Raw genomic sequence first — 19,713 nt, forward strand, 5'->3', positions numbered from 1 at the left:
CTTGAATATATAACGTAAAAAAGAGCACTTTTTGATTTATATATTCAGAATATAATCTGAATGTATCCTTTTCAAGTGTTACTGCAAATCTACTGAAAAATAACGTAATTCTACTATATACGAAAGTCCAATAGCTCACGTATGGACATAAAAAAAGGAGCAACGCCTTGCTCCAACCTTTGTTAACCTTAAATCTAATACTATGAAAAACACATTGCAAAGATACGGACTTCTGTGAACTTTGCAAATTATCCAAGAAAAATAGTATGTTTTATAACATTGATTAAGAATTTGAATTCTCAATTCTATTTTTATTAAGAGAAAAGTCAGTTAGGCATCTTGAAATCATTCGGCAAACAACCGGTGATCTTCTTAAACAGGCGGCTGAAATATTGCGGATTCCGGAAACCGAGTTCCTGCGCTATCTGGCTGAGTGTTTTATCTGTATTTATCAACCACTCTTTAGCTATTTCGAAACGCTTGAACTGAAGATATTCTTTGTACGATTTCCCCGTTTCATATTCCAGCAAATCATTGAAATATGCGGGAGAAAGACGAAGTACTCTGACGCACTCCTCAATAGTGGGAAGATCGGAAGACTGACTTTGTATAGTATTGAAATGATCATCCAAAAGACGGTCAAACCGTTCGATAATCTTTTTGTTAGCCTCATTGCGTGTGATGAACTGGCGTTCGTAGAAGCGTTCGCAATAATCAAGCAGTAGTTCGATGTATTTGGAAATGATCTTCTGACTATAGCAGTCGATACAGCGTTGCAATTCTTCATTTATTTTATCCAGAAGTTCCAGTATGACCTGCTTTTCACGTAATGAAACATGCAGTGCTTCTTCGGGACGATAAGAGAAGAAAGTATAGTCACGAATGTTCGCTCCAAGCACAGTGCCGCAGATCAAGTCGGGATGAAACGCCAGTATCCATCCTTTGGAAGGACGTGTGTTGTCACTATCCTTCATACTGATTGACTCGCCGGGAGTCAGACAGAGAAGTGTCCCGTCCGAGAAGTCGTAGTACTGATGTCCGTATCTGTAGGCTTCACATTTGCATTCGCTCAACAGAATCGTGTAAAATCCGAATTTGAAATCCGTATGGGAGGATAAATCGGCTTTTGAAAGGTCGATGACACTGACCAGAGGGTGCAGCGTCTTACTCCCCATGCAGCAATTACATTGATGCACACTTCCTATCTTAAGTACTTTATCTCCCATGACGTAACTAATATCCTGATTAGTGGAGCTGTTTTTAGTTCTGTTGCTTATATTCGTTTGGCGTACATCCGACATTCTTCTTGAACAACCGACTGAAATGCTGCGGATACTGGAACCCCAGTTCATACGCAATCTGGCTGACCGTCTGGCTGCCTTCTAATATCCGTTCTTTGGCAAGTTCTATGATCCGGTGCTGGATATATTCCTGTGCCGTTTTTCCTGTTTCTTTCTTGATCAGGTCTCCGAAGTAATTGGAAGAAAGGCAGACCTTGTCCGCAAAGTATTTTACAGAAGGAAGTCCTTCGGTAAGTGCAGTCTGATTCTGAAAATATTCGTCCAATAACTGTTCGAACTTCACGATGATATCTTTATTTGCCTGATTACGGGTGATGAATTGCCGTTCATAGAAGCGCATGCAATAGTCGAGCAATAGTTCTATATTGCGGACAATGAGCTGCTTGCTGTGTTTGTCGATGGCATGTTCCAGTTCGATTTGTATTTTGTGGATACAGTCGGTCACGATTTCCCTTTCCTGTTCGGAGAGATGCAGTGCTTCATTCACTTCGTAAGAGAAGAAACTATAGTGTTTGATGTTCTGCCCTAAAGAAGTTCCCCGGATTAAATCGGGATGAAATAAAAGACCGATAGATTTTGTACGAACAGGTGTCTGCTTGCGGTTATCTATCCCGATAACCTGTCCCGGAGCCATGCAGACAACGGTTCCTTCCTGATAGTCATAATACTTCCGTCCATATCTGAGATCGCCACATTTTGCGTCTTTCAGAAACAGAGAGTAGAATCCGATATTCATACGATAGTAGTCTACCGTCTTTGTCGCTTTCGAGAAGTCGATCACGTTTACCAGCGGGTGCAAGGTCTCTAGTCCGAACAGTTGGTCATACTGGTCAATGCTTTCAATTTTTGTTATTTCTTCCATACGGCTTACAGTTTTGATCTGTCACAAAGATAAAGCTTTTAAATGTATCTTTCTCATTCCGGATTTGCAAAACAGTAATTTGGGTATAAGATTCAGTAATTTGTATACAATGTCGGCGGGCAGTAGGAGGCAAACTCACTTTTTCCAGCTAAATATCAGCGTGTCGGAAACAAAAAAACGGGATAATCAAGGGATGTGAATAGTAGAATTAATATATTTGTTCCTGCGAATTTAAAAAGACTTGTTTTATGAAAGCATTATTCATTGGAGGAACCGGTACGATTAGTACCGATGTAGTAGAATTGGCTCAACAGAGAGGGTGGGAGATAACACTGCTTAACCGGGGCTCAAAAAAACTGCCGGAAGGTGTGGGCAGTATCACTGCCGACATTCACGATGAGGAAGCTGTGGCGAAAGCTATTGCAGATGAAAGTTATGATGTTGTAGCTCAGTTCATCGCTTACACGGCAGAAGATGTAGAACGTGATATCCGTCTGTTCCGTAATAAGACGAAACAATATATTTTTATCAGCAGTGCATCCGCCTACCAAAAACCGTTGGCTGATTACCGTATTACGGAAAGTACCCCTTTAGTGAATCCTTACTGGCAATATTCACGGCATAAGATTGCCGCCGAAGAAGTGTTGATGACAGCATACCGTACCAGCGGTTTCCCGATTACGATTGTCCGTCCCAGCCATACGTATAATGGAACGAAACCTCCTGTAAGCCTGCATGGAAATAAGGGGAACTGGCAGATACTTAAACGTATCCTTGACGGGAAACCGGTTATTATCCCCGGTGACGGAAGTTCCTTGTGGACACTGACACATTCCAAAGATTTTGCCAAAGGATACGTAGGACTGATGGCTAACCCTCATGCCATCGGGAATGCCTTCCATATCACCACAGATGAGAGTATGACTTGGAATCAGATTTATCAAACCATTGCCGATGCGCTGGGGAAACCTCTGAACGCACTCCATGTGGCTTCCGATTTTCTTGCGAGACATAGCGGGAACTATGACTTTCGGGGCGAACTGCTGGGGGACAAAGCCGCAACGGTAGTCTTTGATAATTCGAAAATAAAACGCCTTGTGCCGGACTTTATCTGTACAACTTCGATGGCGGACGGTTTAAGACAGTCAGTGCAATATATGCTTTCGCACCCCGAAACACAGACTCCTGATCCGGAGTTCGATTCATGGTGCGACCGTGTAGCCGACGCGATGGCTGCGGCAGACAGAGCTTTTGAAGCAGAATAAACGTTAGTTGAATAAGTGACTCATCTTGTTATTGATGATTGAAATATCCTATTAGCATATCCTGATTAGCTATTAGCTAATCGGATTATGCTAATAGCTAATCAGGATATGCTAATAGCCGAAACAAGTCGATCATAATGAGTAGCGTAGTTAATAAAGACCGTTCCGTCCCTGCTGAACCTCTATCCGGATACCGAAATTACCATTGGAGGACTTCAGTTCGAATGCTCCCCGGAAATTATTCTTCTCCCAAGGCATGGCACTACGGTTGGGCACTTTCCATCCGTCTTTGTCATAGTCTCCGTATGTATTGATTTTCCATCCGTTTTTCAGTTTGAAGGTACCCATCTGCATGAACTGCGGTGAAGACGACAATCCCCAGCCATACCCATATCCGAAACCGGAGAAAGGGGAAGAAAATGCGTCGGTGAATCCCTGCGTATAGGTCGCGTCTGTATTCAGACGGAATATCTGATTATAGTCTTTACTCACATCCGGTACATCGAGACTGAATTTCGGAAGTTTGGGAGGGGCCACATTCATTAATCCCATATCGAGCAGGAAGCCACCGAATTCCTTTATATTGCTCGACGGAGCACGACGAATACTATCGGAAGGAACTTCCGACTGTGCGGATGCAAAACCGACCGATAATATCAGCGAAAGAAATAGAATCAGTTTTCTCATCTTCGTAAAGGTTGATTGATGACAAAGATAGAGATTTTTAGTCTGACTGCCTGCTTCCGTTATGTTTTCTTAGAGAAAAATCCTTTAAAAAGGAGTGTGCCGCTGTCTCGTCGGGATGGTGTCACTATCCCACTAAGATAGTGTAAGTATCCTGTGGGGATAGTGACACTATACCAGTAGGATAGTGACACTATTTTAGAGCTTAGCTTGCAATGAGTTTATAGCCAATTCCCCGCACATTGACGATACGTATTTGCTCATCCTGCGACAACTTATGCCGCAGTTTCGTGATGAACACATGCAGACTCCGGGAATTGAAGAAACTGTCATCTCCCCAAAGTTCCAGCAGAACGTCCTGCGTATTGACCACCTGATTCCGGTTCTCACAAAGCCGTTTCAGTATTTCCGACTCGCGGTGGGAGAGTTCCTGTCTCACTCCGGCATGCAGCAATGTCTGCGCGACCGGATCGAACAGATAACTTCCTATCTCAAAACGGCTGGATACTTTTGTCTCCGTGAAGCTGAACGCTTTTCCCATCAGCGCCTTGATACGTATGATCAGTTCCTGCATGCCGAAAGGCTTTTTCAGATAATCGTTTGCCCCAAGCTCGAACCCCTCCACTACATCGTTGATGGCCGAACGGGCAGTCAGAAACAGTACAGGTGTCTGCTTGTCCGTCTGCCGGATGCGGCGTACCATTTCGAAGCCGTCCATTTTGGGCATCATCACATCGGCCACCAGCACGTCCGGCCGAAGTTCAAAGAAAAGATGCAATCCTTCTTCGCCGTCGGAGGCGGTATGGATGGTAAAACCGTTTTCCTCGAGCGTATCTTTGATAATCATGGCGAGTGTCAGTTCGTCTTCCACCAACAATACTGTAATGTCGTTTTTGCTCATGTTTTTGATGTTTTAGATAGTAATGGTAAATGTACTTCCTTTGCCGGATTCACTTTTGACGGTGATGGTGCCTCCATGTTTTTCGACCATGCTTTTGACATAGAAAAGTCCTAAGCCGTATCCTTTCACGTTATGAAGATTTCCGGTCGGAACGCGATAGAATTTGTCGAATATATGTTTCTGCTTGTCAAGCGGAATACCTATTCCATGATCGGAGACGGTGATAGTCACTGTTTCCCCCGTTTGGCGGCACTGAATCATAATCTCTGCTTCTTGTTTCGAATATTTCACGGCATTGTCTATCAGGTTACTGATGATATTGCTGAAATGAGTGCGGTCGGCTACTATCGTCAGTGCTTCCGGTTCTGTTTCCAGTGTTATGTGTACGGGGATATCCGCTTTTAGCTGGTGCTGCTCTATTAAAGAAGTAATCAGTTCTTTCAGACAAATCTCTTCGGGGTGCAGTCTGAACGTCTTGCGGCTTTCCATGCTCATGGAAAGAATCTGTTCGACGAGTCCGCTCAAGCGCTGTAGCTGTTCTTGGCTGATGCGCAGATATTGGTCACGTTTGCTTTTTTCTTCCGCCTGGTTGAAATTCAGCAGCGCATCGTTGGCGGCATACGCCACGGCAATCGGGGTCTTTAACTCATGCGTGATGTTGTTCGTAAAATTGCTCTTCATTTCTTCCAGCGTCTTTTGTTTCAGCAGTGTCCGGATGAGAAACCAGAAGGAAAATCCGAGGATGAGGAAGATGACAAATGAAGTGACCAGGATGCCGGTCATTTGTTTCCATACCAGGGAGGTGATGGGTTCCATTATCAGTTGGTAGCGTTGACTGTGATGCCTGTTGAATTCGTAATCGTAGCGGATGGCTTTCGGGCTGGGGATATAGGTGCTGTCTCCTGCGATGCCCAGTGTATCTATGAATGTCTGGGATGAATCCTGAGTGGCTCCGCTGTATATATATAAGGTACGGTGAGGCACATCTATGTTGTGTGCTTTCAGTACATCGGTCAGTAGACTGTCATATTTTTGCAGGTTGATGTCGATGTAGGTGTCCACGCCGGAGTGCATACCTTGTTGGACGCTGAGTATGAGTTCTTTCATCGAGTCCTGTCTCTTTAATAATACATCGAGTCCGCTTTCGCTGGAGGCAACGGCGCTGGCATCCGGATCATTGTCATTGACGGCCAGGGTATCTACTGCTGTTTCCGTGCGTGTATGCAGGGTGTCTTTGTAGGTACTGTCTGTATAAGAGACAGTCTGGCTTGTCACCAGCGACTTGCCGTCTGCACCATATCCGGCGGAAACGGTGACCGAACCATGTTCCACATTATCCTTTTGCAGTTCGTTGACGCGAAGCACGATTTCATTAAAGTCGCTCGTACGCATGGCGTCTTTGATATTATTGTTCATTTCCTGCTTCATCGTGCGGTAAAGCCCTGTCAGCCAATATGTCTGGTAAACAAAGATGCCTGTCAGCGAGCAGATGACAAGGATAATGATATGTTTCAACGGTAGTTTCATACGGACAAAGATAGTATGAAACTGTTATTTTTCTTCTCTTTGATAAGACTAAATAACACTAAAAGGTGGAATTAACAGTCTGTTGCTTAGGTATCTATCTGTAAAAAATGAAAAAAGAATAGGTAACGACTTAGTAACGAGCTTTTTTTTTAGATAGATTTAGGCATTTATATACGACCTAACACCGCATAACAAATCGCATTCTATATTATTTTATTCTTTTGGGATATGTCTTTTAATTGCATTAAAATATTATCAACTTCTATCTAAAGCTTTAATGTTTTCTTTTATTTTTTCATGTGACAAATATACTTCTTGTGATTTATGGTAATAGTTCTATATGTTCTGCAAAGATGTTTTTTACCATCCTTGCGAAGAACATTCCACTAAATATATTGTGAATTACTTGCATATATCGTTGAATTTTAGTATGTTTAAATTGATGTTATGAATAGATATATTACCCTTTTAACTTTATCTGAAAACTTTCCCGATGAAGAAAGTTACATCAGATACTTTGAGAAGATGCGGTGGGGAGATAAAGTTATTTCTCCTTATGATAAACTTCTAAGGTCTATAAGTGTAGTAATGGAAAATACAAGTATAAGAATACTAAAAAATCTTTTGATGTCAAGACCGGAACTTCTTTGCAACACGAAGTAACCTATGGAGTCTGTTTTTATGCTATGATGTTGTGTTTGTCTCATAAACGGGGTATTTCTTCATGTCAATTGACAAAAGATTTAAAATTACGCAGAAGAGTGTGTAGAAAATGCTTTATAAAATTAGATAAAATATGGGAATGGAGAATAATCACACCTTATCAGGTGAGGCTGAAATTGATGAAGTGTTTATGGGTAGAAAAAACAAGAACAGACATAAGGACAAGAAAGTAGAGAAATGTCAGAGACGTAGTTATAAGGAAAAAGTTCCTGTATTTGGAATATTGGAAAAAAGTGGTAAAGTTATTGCTAAAGTTGTTTAATATTCATGGTGATACATTTCTTTCCGTTATAAATGAATATGTAACAAAGGGAAATGTTATTTATACCGATGGAGTAGGTTATTCAGATATTAATATTGATTACTAACAGAGAGAGATGTAGACCATAGTAAGAACTATTATGGAACAACCTATGTTAACGAGGACAGAGACGTTATTAGTACAAATGGAATAGAAAATGTATGGTTACATTTCAAGAGAATGATATTTAGGGTATACTATCATGTAAGAAAGAAATATATTGATGAATTTGTTTTCCGATTTAATCCCCGGAATAATATCGATTCTCAAAGATTTGATTTACTGTTGCGAAACATAGCTTAATTATGGGAAAAGAGGAAAATAAGGTTACTACAATAATCTTAGAATAAAAGAAGAAGAGAAAAGGAAAGCGGAAGAGCTTATGAGTACTAGCGGGAAAATTGTACTAGGTATTAGTGCTTTTCTATTTTTTCTATTTATATTGATGACATGCAAATAATTTGTTATCTTAGCGACTAATTAAAGTACCGGAGGATTTTCCTCCGGTATAACTAAAAGTTATAGTAATAAGGCTAGTGTAGAGTTGTATATAACTGCTTACTATTAACATATTATTTAATACATTATGAATACGCAATTAATAGAGTTTTTATTGGAAACATCTTTGGGGCAATTCATGTTAGCAGGCGAAGAAGGTAATCTTCCTTTGGCAAAAAAATCTGGATTGAAACTCGTTTTTCCTTTAAAATCGAATGATGATGAAAGGGATCGAAGGAGAATAAGTGAACAGGAGATACGTTTCTTGTTTGTACGTGTCATCGACAATGCAAAGGACTTTGACGGTTACTATGCGGTAGAAGTACCAACAGTTAGGAAATATCGTTTTAAGGATATTCAACCCATCGTGACTGGAGAAAACAAGATGGATGGTTATTGCTCGGCAAGTATTGACGTGTGCCTTTATAACTCAAAACTAGAACGGACCAATCTGATAGAGTTCAAGGCTCATAATGCCCCATTAAAGCACATTGAAAAAGATATTCTAAAGTTAATCAAAGAGAATGGCGATAATTATTTCGTTCATGTTTTGAAAAATATTGATAGGGGAACGCTCCCCGTCGTCATTGACAAATACAAGGACTCTATCAGAAATGTTTGGTCATCTGATAAATGTAAGAATAATTGCAGCCGCCTGACATTCTATATTTGCGTAAAATCTCACTCTTTGATATTTAAGAAATCCATTGATTTGAATCGGGATTCGGAATGTGCACAGGTAGTTCAGGAATTGGACGGGAAATTTGAGCGGCACGATGGTGATATTACGATCGGGGACTGGGAAAAAATAAAGTATGCACCCTAAGAAAGTGGATACCAATAGTCATAAAAGACTACGATGTATTGAATATTAAAGATAAACAGAGAACATTCTGATGAAGTTTATTATATGTACAACCTTAATAATCATAACCTATGGGATTTATTGGTGAAATAAATATCTATTCTGCAAAAAGAAGAAACAGAAGTACCTATTATCGTAGAACAAAAAAATAATGTGCAGGTTGGAAGTGATATTAGTCAACAGTCAGAGAAGATTTGAATATTGCTATTAACTCCAAAATAATGACTAAAGAAGTCAGAGGCCAGTTATGACATTGTCGGGATTTTGAATTCTCTAAATCTGCATAGTTAGGAATTTAGGTCTTTTTAGGAAAACGGGAAATGATCACTTGAAACCAATAGGCTGAAAAATAATAGATATGAAAATCTTCAAAATAATTCCATGTAGAGATTAAAAATGCTAATTTTGTTAAAATAGAATATTTCCAGCTTTATTAATTATTTGATTACGAAGATTAATAACTTTAAATTTATGCATATTATAGGAATACGTTTAGATGGTGGAAAAGAGAATGTGATCAAAAACCTTCAACCAGGTTGGTATCCGTTCGGTAACTTTGTTGAACCTGTTTGGAAAAATAATTATGAATGGCGTAAGCCAGGATCAATGGCTGAAAACTTATATCAGACCTGTGATCCATTGCCAAGAACCATAAGTGTAAGTTGTGTAGTCGGTGCGAACGGTTCAGGTAAATCGACACTACTTGAAATGCTATTCCGTATCATTAATAACTTCGCCAGTGAATTATTGCCTAATAGTGAGGACTATAAAGGACGTAAATTGACGTTTGCTGAAGGTCTTGATGCGCAGCTGTATTTCGAAACGGACGGAACAGTGGGTTCCATACTTAATAAAGATGACCATGTTCACTATTTTTATGGAATCAATAAAGACGGGCAACCTAACGAGGTTAGAGGTCCATTACGTAGAAGCTATAACATACTAGATAGCTTCTTCTATACCATCAGTACGAATTATAGTATTTACTCACTAAATGATGATGACTATGATTCTTTGGATATTCAAACTGGTAAAAATTCAAGTAATGAGGGTAAATGGCTTTATGGACTTTTTCACAAGAATGATGGATATCTCGCACCAATAACAATGACTCCGTATAGACAAGAAGGTGGAATTATTGATGTCACTAATGAAAAAGAATTGGCACGTCAACGCCTTATGACTCTCTTCTTACTTTTTGAATCCCAAAATAAGGCATTTATCAATGGCTACAGACCATTAGAGCTGGAATATTGTTTCAATCAGAATTATAAAAATGATACCCTAAAAATTTATAAGAACAAAGTAAGGAAAAAATTGAGTTCTTCTAATGTGGATTCTCTTATTAATTCATTTTCCAATTGTTGGAAAGATATTATAAATAAGGAATTTAAATGTGCACATAATAATAACCCCATTGTTGAAGAAACAATATTATTTTATCTTGGATATAAAACTCTGAAAATATGTATGACCTATGAGAGTTTTGGTCGAATAATAAACATTAAATTATTCTCGGATGCATCTTCTATCAGTAAAGAACAAGTTAATATGATAATTGACAAGATCCGCTCTCTTGAAGAGGATAATCATATTACACTAAAAATTAATCAGTGTCTTACCTTTTTGAAGCGGGGCTACCTGGCTGTAGAAAATCCAATAACAGTCAATGCAAAGGAATTTATTAAATATAACCTTGATTTTGACAATCAGTTTTTATCGAGCGAGGATAAAAAAAGATGAAATATGACACTTACGATCAGGTTTTCAAATTATTGCCTCCTCCTTTTTTCTTTTGTGATATGACATTACACCGAAGAGTTCAAGTAAGTGAAACAAAGAAGAAAATAAAAGAAGAGATTAGATTATCCCGGCTCAGTAGTGGGGAAAAACAAATGTTGTTTAATCTTAGCTATGTGATTTATCACATAAAGAATATACAAAGTGTCAAAAAAGATGAATATAGAGTGCCTTATCGTCATATAAATTTGATATTCGATGAAGCGGAGCTTTATTTCCATCCAGAATTCCAACGTAGCTTTGTCTCAGAGTTATTAAAAATGATTTCTTGGTGCCATATAGATCGCCGTAAAATACGTTCTATCAACATTATAATTGTGACACATTCACCCTTTGTCTTGAGTGATGTTCCGCTTGAGAACATCCTCTATTTGGAAGATGGGCGTCATGTTAAAAAGATGCAGCAGACATTCAGCGCAAATATTCATGAAATCCTCCAAAGCCATTTCTTTATGAAATACCCAATGGGGGAAATTGCTCGTGAAGCGCTTGATCGTATTATCACACTTTATGGCAAAAGAGATGAAGATAGGGAACGTGTCCTAAAGGATTTGTCTGACAATAAAGATTATTACTGTTATGTGGAAAATATCATAGCAGATCCCTATCTGAAATCAACTATTCACAGAATGCTCAATGAATTATATTCACTTGAGGAAACTCCATTGCAGAAGTTGCATCGTGAACGTGAGGAAACTGAGTCTAAATTGAAGAATATCGACAACCAGATAGCTGAGTTAGAAAAAGATGAGAAGAATTGAATATAGACCAGAAGATATTGCCACTTTGAAAAAGGAATATCTTCAAATATTTGACAAGGAAAGAAGTGAGATGCAAAAGCTATGGGAGCCATTGCGAGATAAATTGCGAAAAATAAGCTCTAAGCCTGATTTGTATAATGACAATATAGATGATATTCTGATCGCTGACTTTGATTTTTTGGCAAAATTGTATTGTGATTTCACGAAACTTGTAGAGACGACAAAAATATCATCAGAGGAATGCAGAGATTTAGAAGCGATTTTTCACTATTCCAGAACTACCAAGAAAAAGAGTGGTGAAGAAGAAGCCGGAGAAGATGAGATAACGAGTAATATCAGAAGGTTTCAGCCAGATATTTCCGCTTTCTTTATGAGACGTGCGGATAAATTGAAAATTCATACCTGTCATTATTGTGAGATTTCTTATATAAATGCCTACGGATATAAAATGTTATTTCAAAATGTGGAAGAGCTATTAGATAAAGCTTCTCTTGAAGATTTGGCTTATTTTATACCCAAAGCAGACGGACAGCCTATTTCCTTGAAAAGTGCAAAAACAGTGATGAAAAATCGTCCTTATTCCGGTAATCTAGGAAAATTCGATGCACTATCTATTTGGCAATCTTCGGTTATTAAGAAGAGCCAACAAGTAGAGAACCATAAAAGAAATCATTACGATTTGGATCATGTGTTGTCGAAAAGCAGATGTCCGATTGTAGGGCTTTCGTTATTTAACTTTGTGCCAAGTTGTCCGATATGTAATGAGCGATTAAAGGGTACTGGGGTATTGGGTAAAGATGCAACGGAAATGAGTTCGCTTAGTCCGACTAGTTCCACTTATAATTTTGACAATTCCGTTGAAATCTCTGTAACCCCCAAAGACACATTCGCAATACTTAATAGTCAGGCACGTCCGGATGATTTTAAAATCACATTTCATTATAATAATCCCTTATACCAAAAATCTGTTGATATGTTTCACCTTCGGGAACGCTACAACTATCACAAAGGTGAAGCGTTGCGGTTATTTGATCTTTTACAAGATTATTCTCCGGCGCAAATAAAGATGTTGCACAATGTTTTTGCTAAAAGTGATCCTGATACCTGCTATACGGAAGAAAAAATAAAGGAGGATCTTTTCGGAGAGAAATTTATGTCTGATAATAACCGATGTTTCGCTAAAATGAAAAAGGATATAATCAAAGGGTTCAAGAAATAACCTTGAACCCATAATCTTATTAATCCGATTCTGAAAAGGCATTCTGAATCAGCTAATTTTCTATATCAGGCTGCTATTTGGGCATTTGAATGTATAAAGTCCAAAGTAAACATTAAATAGAAAACTTTATTTATGATAGTTTCCTTGAGGGGGAAGCGTCAGTCTACCGGCTTACTCTTCCTCTGTTGTTTTTTAATGTAAAAAAAAATGACTGATATTGTGCGCTCAAGTTGATAAGTTTTTTTTGATTTGGATAAAGCTGGTTTTGGAATTAAGGATATCTCGATGAGTATAACTTGCTTGTCGCAGAATAATGATGGATTGAATTTCAGATTGAAAATTTTGTCTACACTACGGATACCTTTGAGCTCTTCTCGGCCGGATTCTATTTGGATGGCATTGTAGCTGTTCCTGATACCCGTTTTTTCGGACAGCAGATGGCAGAAATATGAAAATCGTAGCATGTGCCTGTTGCGGGTATGCTGGAATCGAAATTAAAATCGAGGTGTCCTTCTTATCTGTGATGATATAGATGCGGCTCATAGCTAACGAGAAGAGTTTTGCTGTAAGGGAAACGATATGGTCCCCTTTCATACGGAAGAGAAGATTGATCGTTTTCTTTAGATCTGTACTAGCTTTGAGATTATGTGAGACAGAAACATAATCGTACAGATAAAAACAAAGGCTGCTATCTAACTTCAGACAGCCTTTGAAAGAATTCTTCATAGGAAAGAATATCCGATGAAAATTACTGTGGAAAGAGAAGTCTAAAATATCATTCCATATTTTTGCTTTATCCCCAATAGTCGGGTTTTACGTTAATTTTTGCGCTTCTTGTTTTCTCAACTCCATCAATAGTGGTGCGGAGCGTGATGGGTACTGTCTTGTCTTTTTTAGGTGCATTTTTCTTTAAATAGAATAGCACCTTGAATGTCGATTTCTTCTCTTACAATAAGAACTTTTTTGAGGTGATAAAATTAGTACTTTCTTTGGTTCTCTATGAAAAACGAAGCAGTGTAATAAAATGTTGCTTTGTAATGTATTGAAATAAAGTATATTATCTGTTTGTTGCCAGTGACTGATTTCTTAAATAGGTAACGATTTGGTAACTGAAACTTATTCGAAACAGGCTTATTGGGGCTTTTGAAGCCTATCTTCTTAAATGAGGCATAGTGCTATTAATCAGTCTGTTAATGCTAATACTACCTTGCTTTTCTTTGTTTTGTTTGATAATTGGCGATAAGACTAAATAACACTAGATAAGCCGGCGATAACGTAAAGTTTCGTTTTTTCTCCCGTATTTTGCAGCATACTCAAAAATAAATGCGATATGAAACGAACTTATTTACTGCTTTTGTTACTTTTCATGTATTGGATGTACGCTTCTGCACAGCAGGTACAGACAGCGCAGGAACCTGCCGACAGCGTAAAAAATGTAGCCTATATAGACAGCCTGTATCGGGAACTTCCCGAAGTCATGATCACCGGCGAACGTCCGGTAGTAAAAGCCGAACAGGGGAAACTGGTATACGACGTTCCGAGACTGGTCGGCAGCCTGCCGGTAGACAATGCCTATGATGCGGTAAAGAACCTGCCGGGAGTTGTCTCCATGAATGATGCCCTGATGTTGGGAGGGCAGCCGGTCACTGTGGTTATCAACGGAAAAGTGACCACCCTCTCTGTAGAGCAATTAAGCAACCTGCTGAAATCAATGCCCGTCAGTCGGATTGAAAAGGCGGAAGTGATGTATTCCGCTCCGGCACGTTATCAGGTGCGCGGACCGATGATCAATCTGATACTGACTTCGGGCATGGGAAAAGAACCTTCTCTTCAGGGAGAACTATATACTGCCTACAGCCAATTACACTACGAATCTCTGGCAGAGCGTGCGAGCCTTCTATACTCCGGACGCAAATTTTCTGCTGATCTTCTCTACTCTTACTCTTACAGCCGCGAACGGAGGGAGACAGACAAGGAAGCGCTTCACACGCTCGCCGACGGTTCGGTGCATCCGATGAATATGTATGATATCACTACTTCCCGCCACAACAATCACCAGATACGCCTTGGGATGGACTATGCCTTTACCGACAAGCATTTGCTGAGCTTGGTTTATACCACTGCTTTCACCGATGTCAAACCTTACGCCACAGTCACCGGTGCGCAGAACTCGGTCACCGATTCGCACTCGGAAGGACAGCTCCATAATGCCAAACTCGACTATCAGACTCCTTTCGGACTGAAAGCCGGAGCGGAATTTACCTATTATCATGCTCCCGGCAGTCAGCTGCTTTACAGCACACTGGGAGAAGAAACACTGAACTTCCTGAGCAAAGATAACCAACGGATCAACCAATGGCGTTTCTATGCCGGACAAGAACATACTTTGGGCGCAGACTGGGGATTGAATTATGGTGTTGCTTATACGACCGCATTGGACAATAGTTATCAAATGTATTTCGATCCCGAAACGGAAACTTTACTGCCGGACAACAACATGCAATCCCGTCGTCGCGAGCAGACGTTGAACTTTTATGCCGGACTCAGCAAGAGCTTTGGTGAGAAACTTTCAGCGGATGTCTCTCTGGCTGCCGAGCAATATCATACGGATATGTGGAACGAATGGAGCCTGTATCCGGTTGCCAACCTGACTTATTTGCCTGCTCCGGGACATATCCTGCAATTTTCATTGAGCAGCGACAAAGAATATCCGGAATACTGGAGTATGCAGAACTCCACTTCCTACATGGGCGCTTATTCCGAAATTCAGGGAAATCCCTTCCTTAAACCGGCAACCAATTACGAAGCTAACATTAGCTATATATTAAAAGGTAAATATGTGCTGACCGCCTATTACAGCCGCACGAAAAACAAGGAAATGCAGACGCTTTACCAGTCTCCGGAACGTCTGGTCGAGATCTATAAATGCTTTAACTTCGACTTCTCGGAACAGGCGGGCTTGGTAATGGTAGTTCCCTTTAAAGTGAAGAAATGGCTGGACTCCCGCATCACGGCAATCGGCTTTCGTTACCGTCAGAAAGACAGTGATTTCTGGGATATCCCGTTCGACCGCAAACTGTATACGTTTGTATTGACAATGAACAATACCTTCACTCTCTCCACCAAACCCGATTTGAAGTTTACTCTAAGCGGATTTTATCAGAACAAAGCGATACAAGGCATTTTCGACCTTCCCCGTTCGGGAAATCTGGATGCGGCCCTGCGCTATACTTTCGCAAAGGGAAAAGCACAACTGACCTTGAAATGCGACGACATATTTAATACTTCCACCATTTCGACTAATGTCCGTTTCGGACAACAGAATGTGAAGAATCACTATATGAAGACTACCCGTGCCTTCGGTATTTCCTTCAACTACAAATTCGGAGGATACAAGGAGAAAAAGCGGGAAGAGGTGGATACTTCCCGCTTTAAATAATAAGTATTACCTATTTTCTGCATACTCATCCAGTACGCGCTTGATACTTTGTCCTATTTTTACGTAATCGGCTTCGTTCAGATTGGCGAGCGAAACACGGACACTCCATTTCGGTCCGGCAAATCCGCCGCCGTTCAGCAGGACGAGCGAAGTCTCGTTGGCAAGGCGGAAAACAACGTCGAGCGGATTGTAGGTCTTTTGCAGATAGTCTACAAATTCGTCACCGTAGAATTTCTTCGCCCATACCAGCATGTCGATTTCCGAATAATATCCGGCACGCAGCGGGTCTTCTATCAACGTGAAGCCGGTGCTGTCCCAGAGTGCATGCAGTCGACGGTGGATGATTTCCTGCATCTTTGCCTTGTACCGGTCTTCCTTGTCGAGAAGAGAGAAAGCGGCGAACAGGCTCATCTGCATTTGCTGGGGCAGCGAGAGTCCTGCGGTATGGTTCAGCGCAATCTGCCGGCTGTCGGCTACCATGCGGTCAATAAACTTCATCTTCTCGGGGTGTAAACTGAGGCTTGCATAACGCTTGTTTAAGATTGCTGTTTGCTCCTCCGACAGGCGGGCAATCATTTTGTCGTAGATGTTGTCTTCGTGTAGGGCTATCACTGCATTTCTCCATCCTGTGGCTCCGAAATACTTGGAGAAGGAATAGACGCAGAGTGTATTATGCGGCAACTCCGCCATCAACGAACGGAAGTGAGGTATGAATGTTCCGTACACATCGTCCGTAATGATCATCAGATTCGGATTGTCATTCTTTACGATGTTGACAATACGTGCGGCAGTCTCCGGACTCAGCGCATAACTGGGCGGATTGCTCGGATTGGTGATGAACAACGCTTTTATCTGCGGATTCTTCAGCTTATCGATATCTTCATCTTTATATTGCCAGGTGTGCAGCCCGTCCGGTGTCATCTGATCGGCAGATATTTCGGTAACATCGAACTGATAGCGGCGTAATTCCGGAATCTCGATGTAGGGCGTGAAGACAGGAATCATCAAGGCGATGGAATCCCCTTGATTCAACAGAAAGTTTTCCTGCAATGAATCGAATACATAGCACATGGCAGCCGTTCCGCCTTCGGTAGCGAAAAGGTCGAATGTGCCTTTAGGGGGACGGCGGTCGCACATTTCCTGTGCCAGATAATCCTGTACGATCAGTTCGGTGAAGTGCAGGATACGGTCGGGGACAGGATACTGGTCGCCGATGACCGATTCCGCCCATTCATGAACCAGTCTGTCCGGATCGGCTGCGTGCTCCATCAGCATATAATTATAGGTTTCTTTCAGTAACCTGACTCCGGCTTCTTTCTCGTTCTCTTTGAGGAAAGCCTCAAAGCGGGCGGCTATTCCTTCCTGTTGTGGGATGCCTGCAATTCCTTCTTCCAGGGATTGGACACGGCGACATTCGCAAAGTCCGAATTTTCCTAACAGGAAGAATGCTTCACGCGGTTCGGTCGCAATCCAGTTCGGGTTGCCTCGTCCTGCGTTCAGCATGGTATGGGCCATTTTCTTGATACTCTCGTCAGCCATTTCGATGAGCTTGTTTTTAAGTTCGAAAGGGCTGATCGTTTCCATCTTTTTGGCAAAGTTCTTGGTGATAGCTGTGCCAGTTGTTTTCTTTTCCATAATGGTTCTTATTGTTTTGATACTTAATTTTGATTTCCTATACATTCATTATACTGACATTTACATGAGCAATACGATGGCTACTCCCCAGATAATCAGTAGTGTATTACCGACTGCATACGTCACGGTGTATCCTAACGCGGGAGTGTCGCTTCCCAATGCATCCTGAATAGCTCCCAGTGCGGCGGTTGTGGTACGTGCTCCGGCTGTACATCCCAGTGTGAGGGCAGGGTGGAACTTGAACAGATATCTTCCCATCAGCAGTCCGCTGAGAAGAGGGATGGCGGTTGCCAGCGCACCGACGATAAACAGGCTGAATCCTACTTCCTTGAAACCGGTCACGAAACTAGGTCCGGCAGCGATGCCGACAACAGCGATAAACATATTCAATCCCACATTATTCAATACCCACAACGAAGGTTCGGGGATACCGCCAAAGGTCGGATGTTTGCTGCGCAGCCAGCCGAATACGAGTCCTGCGATCAAGGCACCTCCACTGGTGGACAGGCTGATCGGGATACCTCCCAGGTGAATGGCAAGTGCGCCGACCAGACCACCGAGCAGGATACCCAGTCCCACGAAGATCATATCTGTCTGGTTGGTGGGGCGATCGATATAGCCCATCTGTTTGGCGGCAGTTTCTACTTCGAGTTTTGTTCCGGTCAGTTCTAGAATATCACCGGAGTCGATCACTGTCTGAGCGAGTACCGGAACATTGATGCCTGCTCGCTTGATACTGCGGATACTGACTCCGTGCATGAATTTCAGCGCACGGATCGTGGAGACCTTTTCGCCTGCGAATGTGCGGTGGGTGACCATTACCGGAAGCGTCTCTGCCGGAAAGTCGAGCAGTTGGGCGTCGATCACTTCCGGACCGATCCAGTCTTCTTCGCCGATTGCATATTCACGGCGGCCGCTTAATACGACTTCATCGCCCGGTTGTAGAAGCATATCCGGGGTGACTTCTTCTATGACGCCCTTTTGCCGTACGCGTTCTACAAACAGCCGTTTATCGTTTTCCACCAGATAGTTCTCCAGTTCGCTGACTGTTTTTCCTTTGCCGAACCATTCGTTGTCTATTTTATAAGCACGGAATACGACGGGGCGGAGGGCGGTGTAAAATCCGGGTTCATCTGCTTCGGAAGTTCCCATTTTGGCTTCCAGCTCTTTGCAGTCCGCTTTCACCTTCTCCAGTCCGCCCAGCATTTTGGGACCGAGTGAAGCCAGAATCCATGCGGAACCTGCCGTACCGAAAATATAAGTCACAGCGTATGCTACGGGGATGGCATTGATAAATGTCGCTTTCTGCGTATCGCTGATGCTTAATTGATTGATCGTGTCGCTTGCCACACCGATTACTGCGGAAATGGTCTGTGAGCCTGCCAGCAATCCGGCAGCCTCGCCTACATGGTAGCCCATGATTTTGGCAAGTATCCATGGGGCGATGAGGCTGACAAAGCACATCAGGACGGCAAATCCTACTTGCGGCAATCCGTCTTTCTTCAATCCGCGAAAGAATTGCGGACCTACCTTATAGCCCACAGCGAATAAAAACAGGAGGAAAAAGACAGCTTTCATCGGGCCGTCTACACTAATGTTTAATTGTCCTACCAGTACTCCGACCAGTAGCACGCTAGTTACTGTTCCCAACGAAAATTTTCCTATTTTGAATCTGCCTAGCCAGAAGCCGGCGAATAAAGTGAGGAAAATGGCAAGTTCGGGATGATCCCTGAGTTGATTAATAATCCATTCCATATATGTTGTTCTTGTTTAGGTTATGTTCATAACAACAGTTCTTGTGCAAAAAGAGTTTAGTGGGTTAAGTACGTTATCGTCATAGTTTCTAAAAATATAAATTAATTGTGCGGAAGTCCCGGGTAAACGAGAGAGCGTCTTAAATTTCTCAGTTTCGCTTTTTTGTTATACTTTTGT

At 41.5% G+C, this 19,713-nt stretch carries 14 protein-coding genes and 1 pseudogene; 7 read left to right on the forward strand and 8 right to left on the reverse strand.

The features are described from left to right. Nucleotides 1–326: 326 nt before the first annotated feature. Both HMPREF9007_RS14015 and HMPREF9007_RS14010 read right to left on the reverse strand, forming a co-directional pair. Nucleotides 327–1,226 carry an AraC family transcriptional regulator gene (locus tag HMPREF9007_RS14015; protein WP_008761400.1) on the reverse strand — a complete coding sequence of 300 codons (900 nt, stop codon included), beginning with the start codon at nt 1,224–1,226 and terminating at the stop codon, nt 327–329. 34 nt (nt 1,227–1,260) lie between these two features. Beyond that, a complete protein-coding gene (locus HMPREF9007_RS14010) occupies nt 1,261–2,163 on the reverse strand; it encodes a helix-turn-helix domain-containing protein (protein WP_008761401.1) in 903 nt (300 codons plus the stop codon). A gap of 248 nt (nt 2,164–2,411) precedes the next feature. Here HMPREF9007_RS14010 and HMPREF9007_RS14005 point away from each other — a divergent pair, with 248 nt between their 5' ends. After that, a complete protein-coding gene (locus HMPREF9007_RS14005) occupies nt 2,412–3,428 on the forward strand; it encodes an SDR family oxidoreductase (protein ID WP_008761402.1) in 1,017 nt (338 codons plus the stop codon). Between the two features lie 150 nt (nt 3,429–3,578). Here the strand turns inward: HMPREF9007_RS14005 and HMPREF9007_RS14000 are convergent, their stop codons facing one another. The 3 genes from HMPREF9007_RS14000 to HMPREF9007_RS13990 form a co-directional block, all read right to left on the reverse strand. Further along, complete coding sequence (locus HMPREF9007_RS14000) at nt 3,579–4,115, reverse strand: hypothetical protein (protein ID WP_008761403.1); 537 nt, start codon at nt 4,113–4,115, stop codon at nt 3,579–3,581. A 202-nt stretch (nt 4,116–4,317) separates the two neighbouring features. Further along, nucleotides 4,318–5,013, reverse strand: coding sequence for a response regulator transcription factor (locus tag HMPREF9007_RS13995; protein ID WP_008761404.1), 696 nt, complete (start codon nt 5,011–5,013; stop codon nt 4,318–4,320). Nucleotides 5,014–5,025: 12 nt separating this feature from the next. Continuing rightward, nucleotides 5,026–6,540, reverse strand: a complete 1,515-nt coding sequence (locus HMPREF9007_RS13990) for a HAMP domain-containing sensor histidine kinase (RefSeq protein WP_008761405.1) — start codon at nt 6,538–6,540, stop codon at nt 5,026–5,028. 853 nt (nt 6,541–7,393) lie between these two features. On the opposite strand from HMPREF9007_RS13990, the pseudogene HMPREF9007_RS27660 reads away from it, so the two are divergent. From HMPREF9007_RS27660 to HMPREF9007_RS0124975, 5 genes and pseudogenes are all read left to right on the forward strand, one after another. Next, nucleotides 7,394–7,867 (forward strand): annotated as a pseudogene (locus HMPREF9007_RS27660) (transposase). Nucleotides 7,868–8,150: 283 nt separating this feature from the next. Beyond that, nucleotides 8,151–8,888: a hypothetical protein gene (locus HMPREF9007_RS13980; RefSeq protein WP_008761406.1), complete on the forward strand. Its 738-nt coding sequence runs from the start codon at nt 8,151–8,153 to the stop codon at nt 8,886–8,888. Nucleotides 8,889–9,398: 510 nt separating this feature from the next. Next, on the forward strand, nt 9,399–10,670 hold the full coding sequence (locus HMPREF9007_RS27665) for a hypothetical protein (RefSeq protein WP_277754658.1): 1,272 nt from the start codon (nt 9,399–9,401) through the stop codon (nt 10,668–10,670). Next, nucleotides 10,667–11,488: an AAA family ATPase gene (locus HMPREF9007_RS27670; RefSeq protein WP_277754659.1), complete on the forward strand. Its 822-nt coding sequence runs from the start codon at nt 10,667–10,669 to the stop codon at nt 11,486–11,488. The genes HMPREF9007_RS27665 and HMPREF9007_RS27670 overlap by 4 nt, the downstream gene beginning before the upstream one ends. Continuing rightward, nucleotides 11,475–12,707 carry a hypothetical protein gene (locus HMPREF9007_RS0124975; RefSeq protein ID WP_032850358.1) on the forward strand — a complete coding sequence of 411 codons (1,233 nt, stop codon included), beginning with the start codon at nt 11,475–11,477 and terminating at the stop codon, nt 12,705–12,707. The genes HMPREF9007_RS27670 and HMPREF9007_RS0124975 overlap by 14 nt, the downstream gene beginning before the upstream one ends. Nucleotides 12,708–13,500: 793 nt before the next feature. On the opposite strand, the gene HMPREF9007_RS28075 is transcribed toward HMPREF9007_RS0124975, so the two are convergent. Further along, on the reverse strand, nt 13,501–13,632 hold the full coding sequence (locus HMPREF9007_RS28075; RefSeq protein WP_346962712.1) for a hypothetical protein: 132 nt from the start codon (nt 13,630–13,632) through the stop codon (nt 13,501–13,503). Nucleotides 13,633–14,037: 405 nt separating this feature from the next. On the opposite strand from HMPREF9007_RS28075, the gene HMPREF9007_RS13970 reads away from it, so the two are divergent. Continuing rightward, on the forward strand, nt 14,038–16,146 hold the full coding sequence (locus HMPREF9007_RS13970; protein ID WP_008761408.1) for an outer membrane beta-barrel family protein: 2,109 nt from the start codon (nt 14,038–14,040) through the stop codon (nt 16,144–16,146). A 6-nt stretch (nt 16,147–16,152) separates the two neighbouring features. Here HMPREF9007_RS13970 and aspD read toward each other — a convergent pair whose 3' ends face one another. Both aspD and aspT read right to left on the reverse strand, forming a co-directional pair. After that, nucleotides 16,153–17,781 (reverse strand): aspartate 4-decarboxylase, encoded by a 1,629-nt coding sequence (aspD, locus tag HMPREF9007_RS13965; protein WP_032850359.1) that lies wholly within the window; start codon nt 17,779–17,781, stop codon nt 16,153–16,155. 60 nt (nt 17,782–17,841) lie between these two features. Next, on the reverse strand, nt 17,842–19,536 hold the full coding sequence (gene aspT / locus HMPREF9007_RS13960) for an aspartate-alanine antiporter (protein WP_008761410.1): 1,695 nt from the start codon (nt 19,534–19,536) through the stop codon (nt 17,842–17,844). Between the last annotated feature and the right edge of the window lie 177 nt (nt 19,537–19,713).

This window comes from Bacteroides sp. 1_1_14, assembly GCF_000162515.1.
GTDB lineage: Bacteria > Bacteroidota > Bacteroidia > Bacteroidales > Bacteroidaceae > Bacteroides > Bacteroides thetaiotaomicron.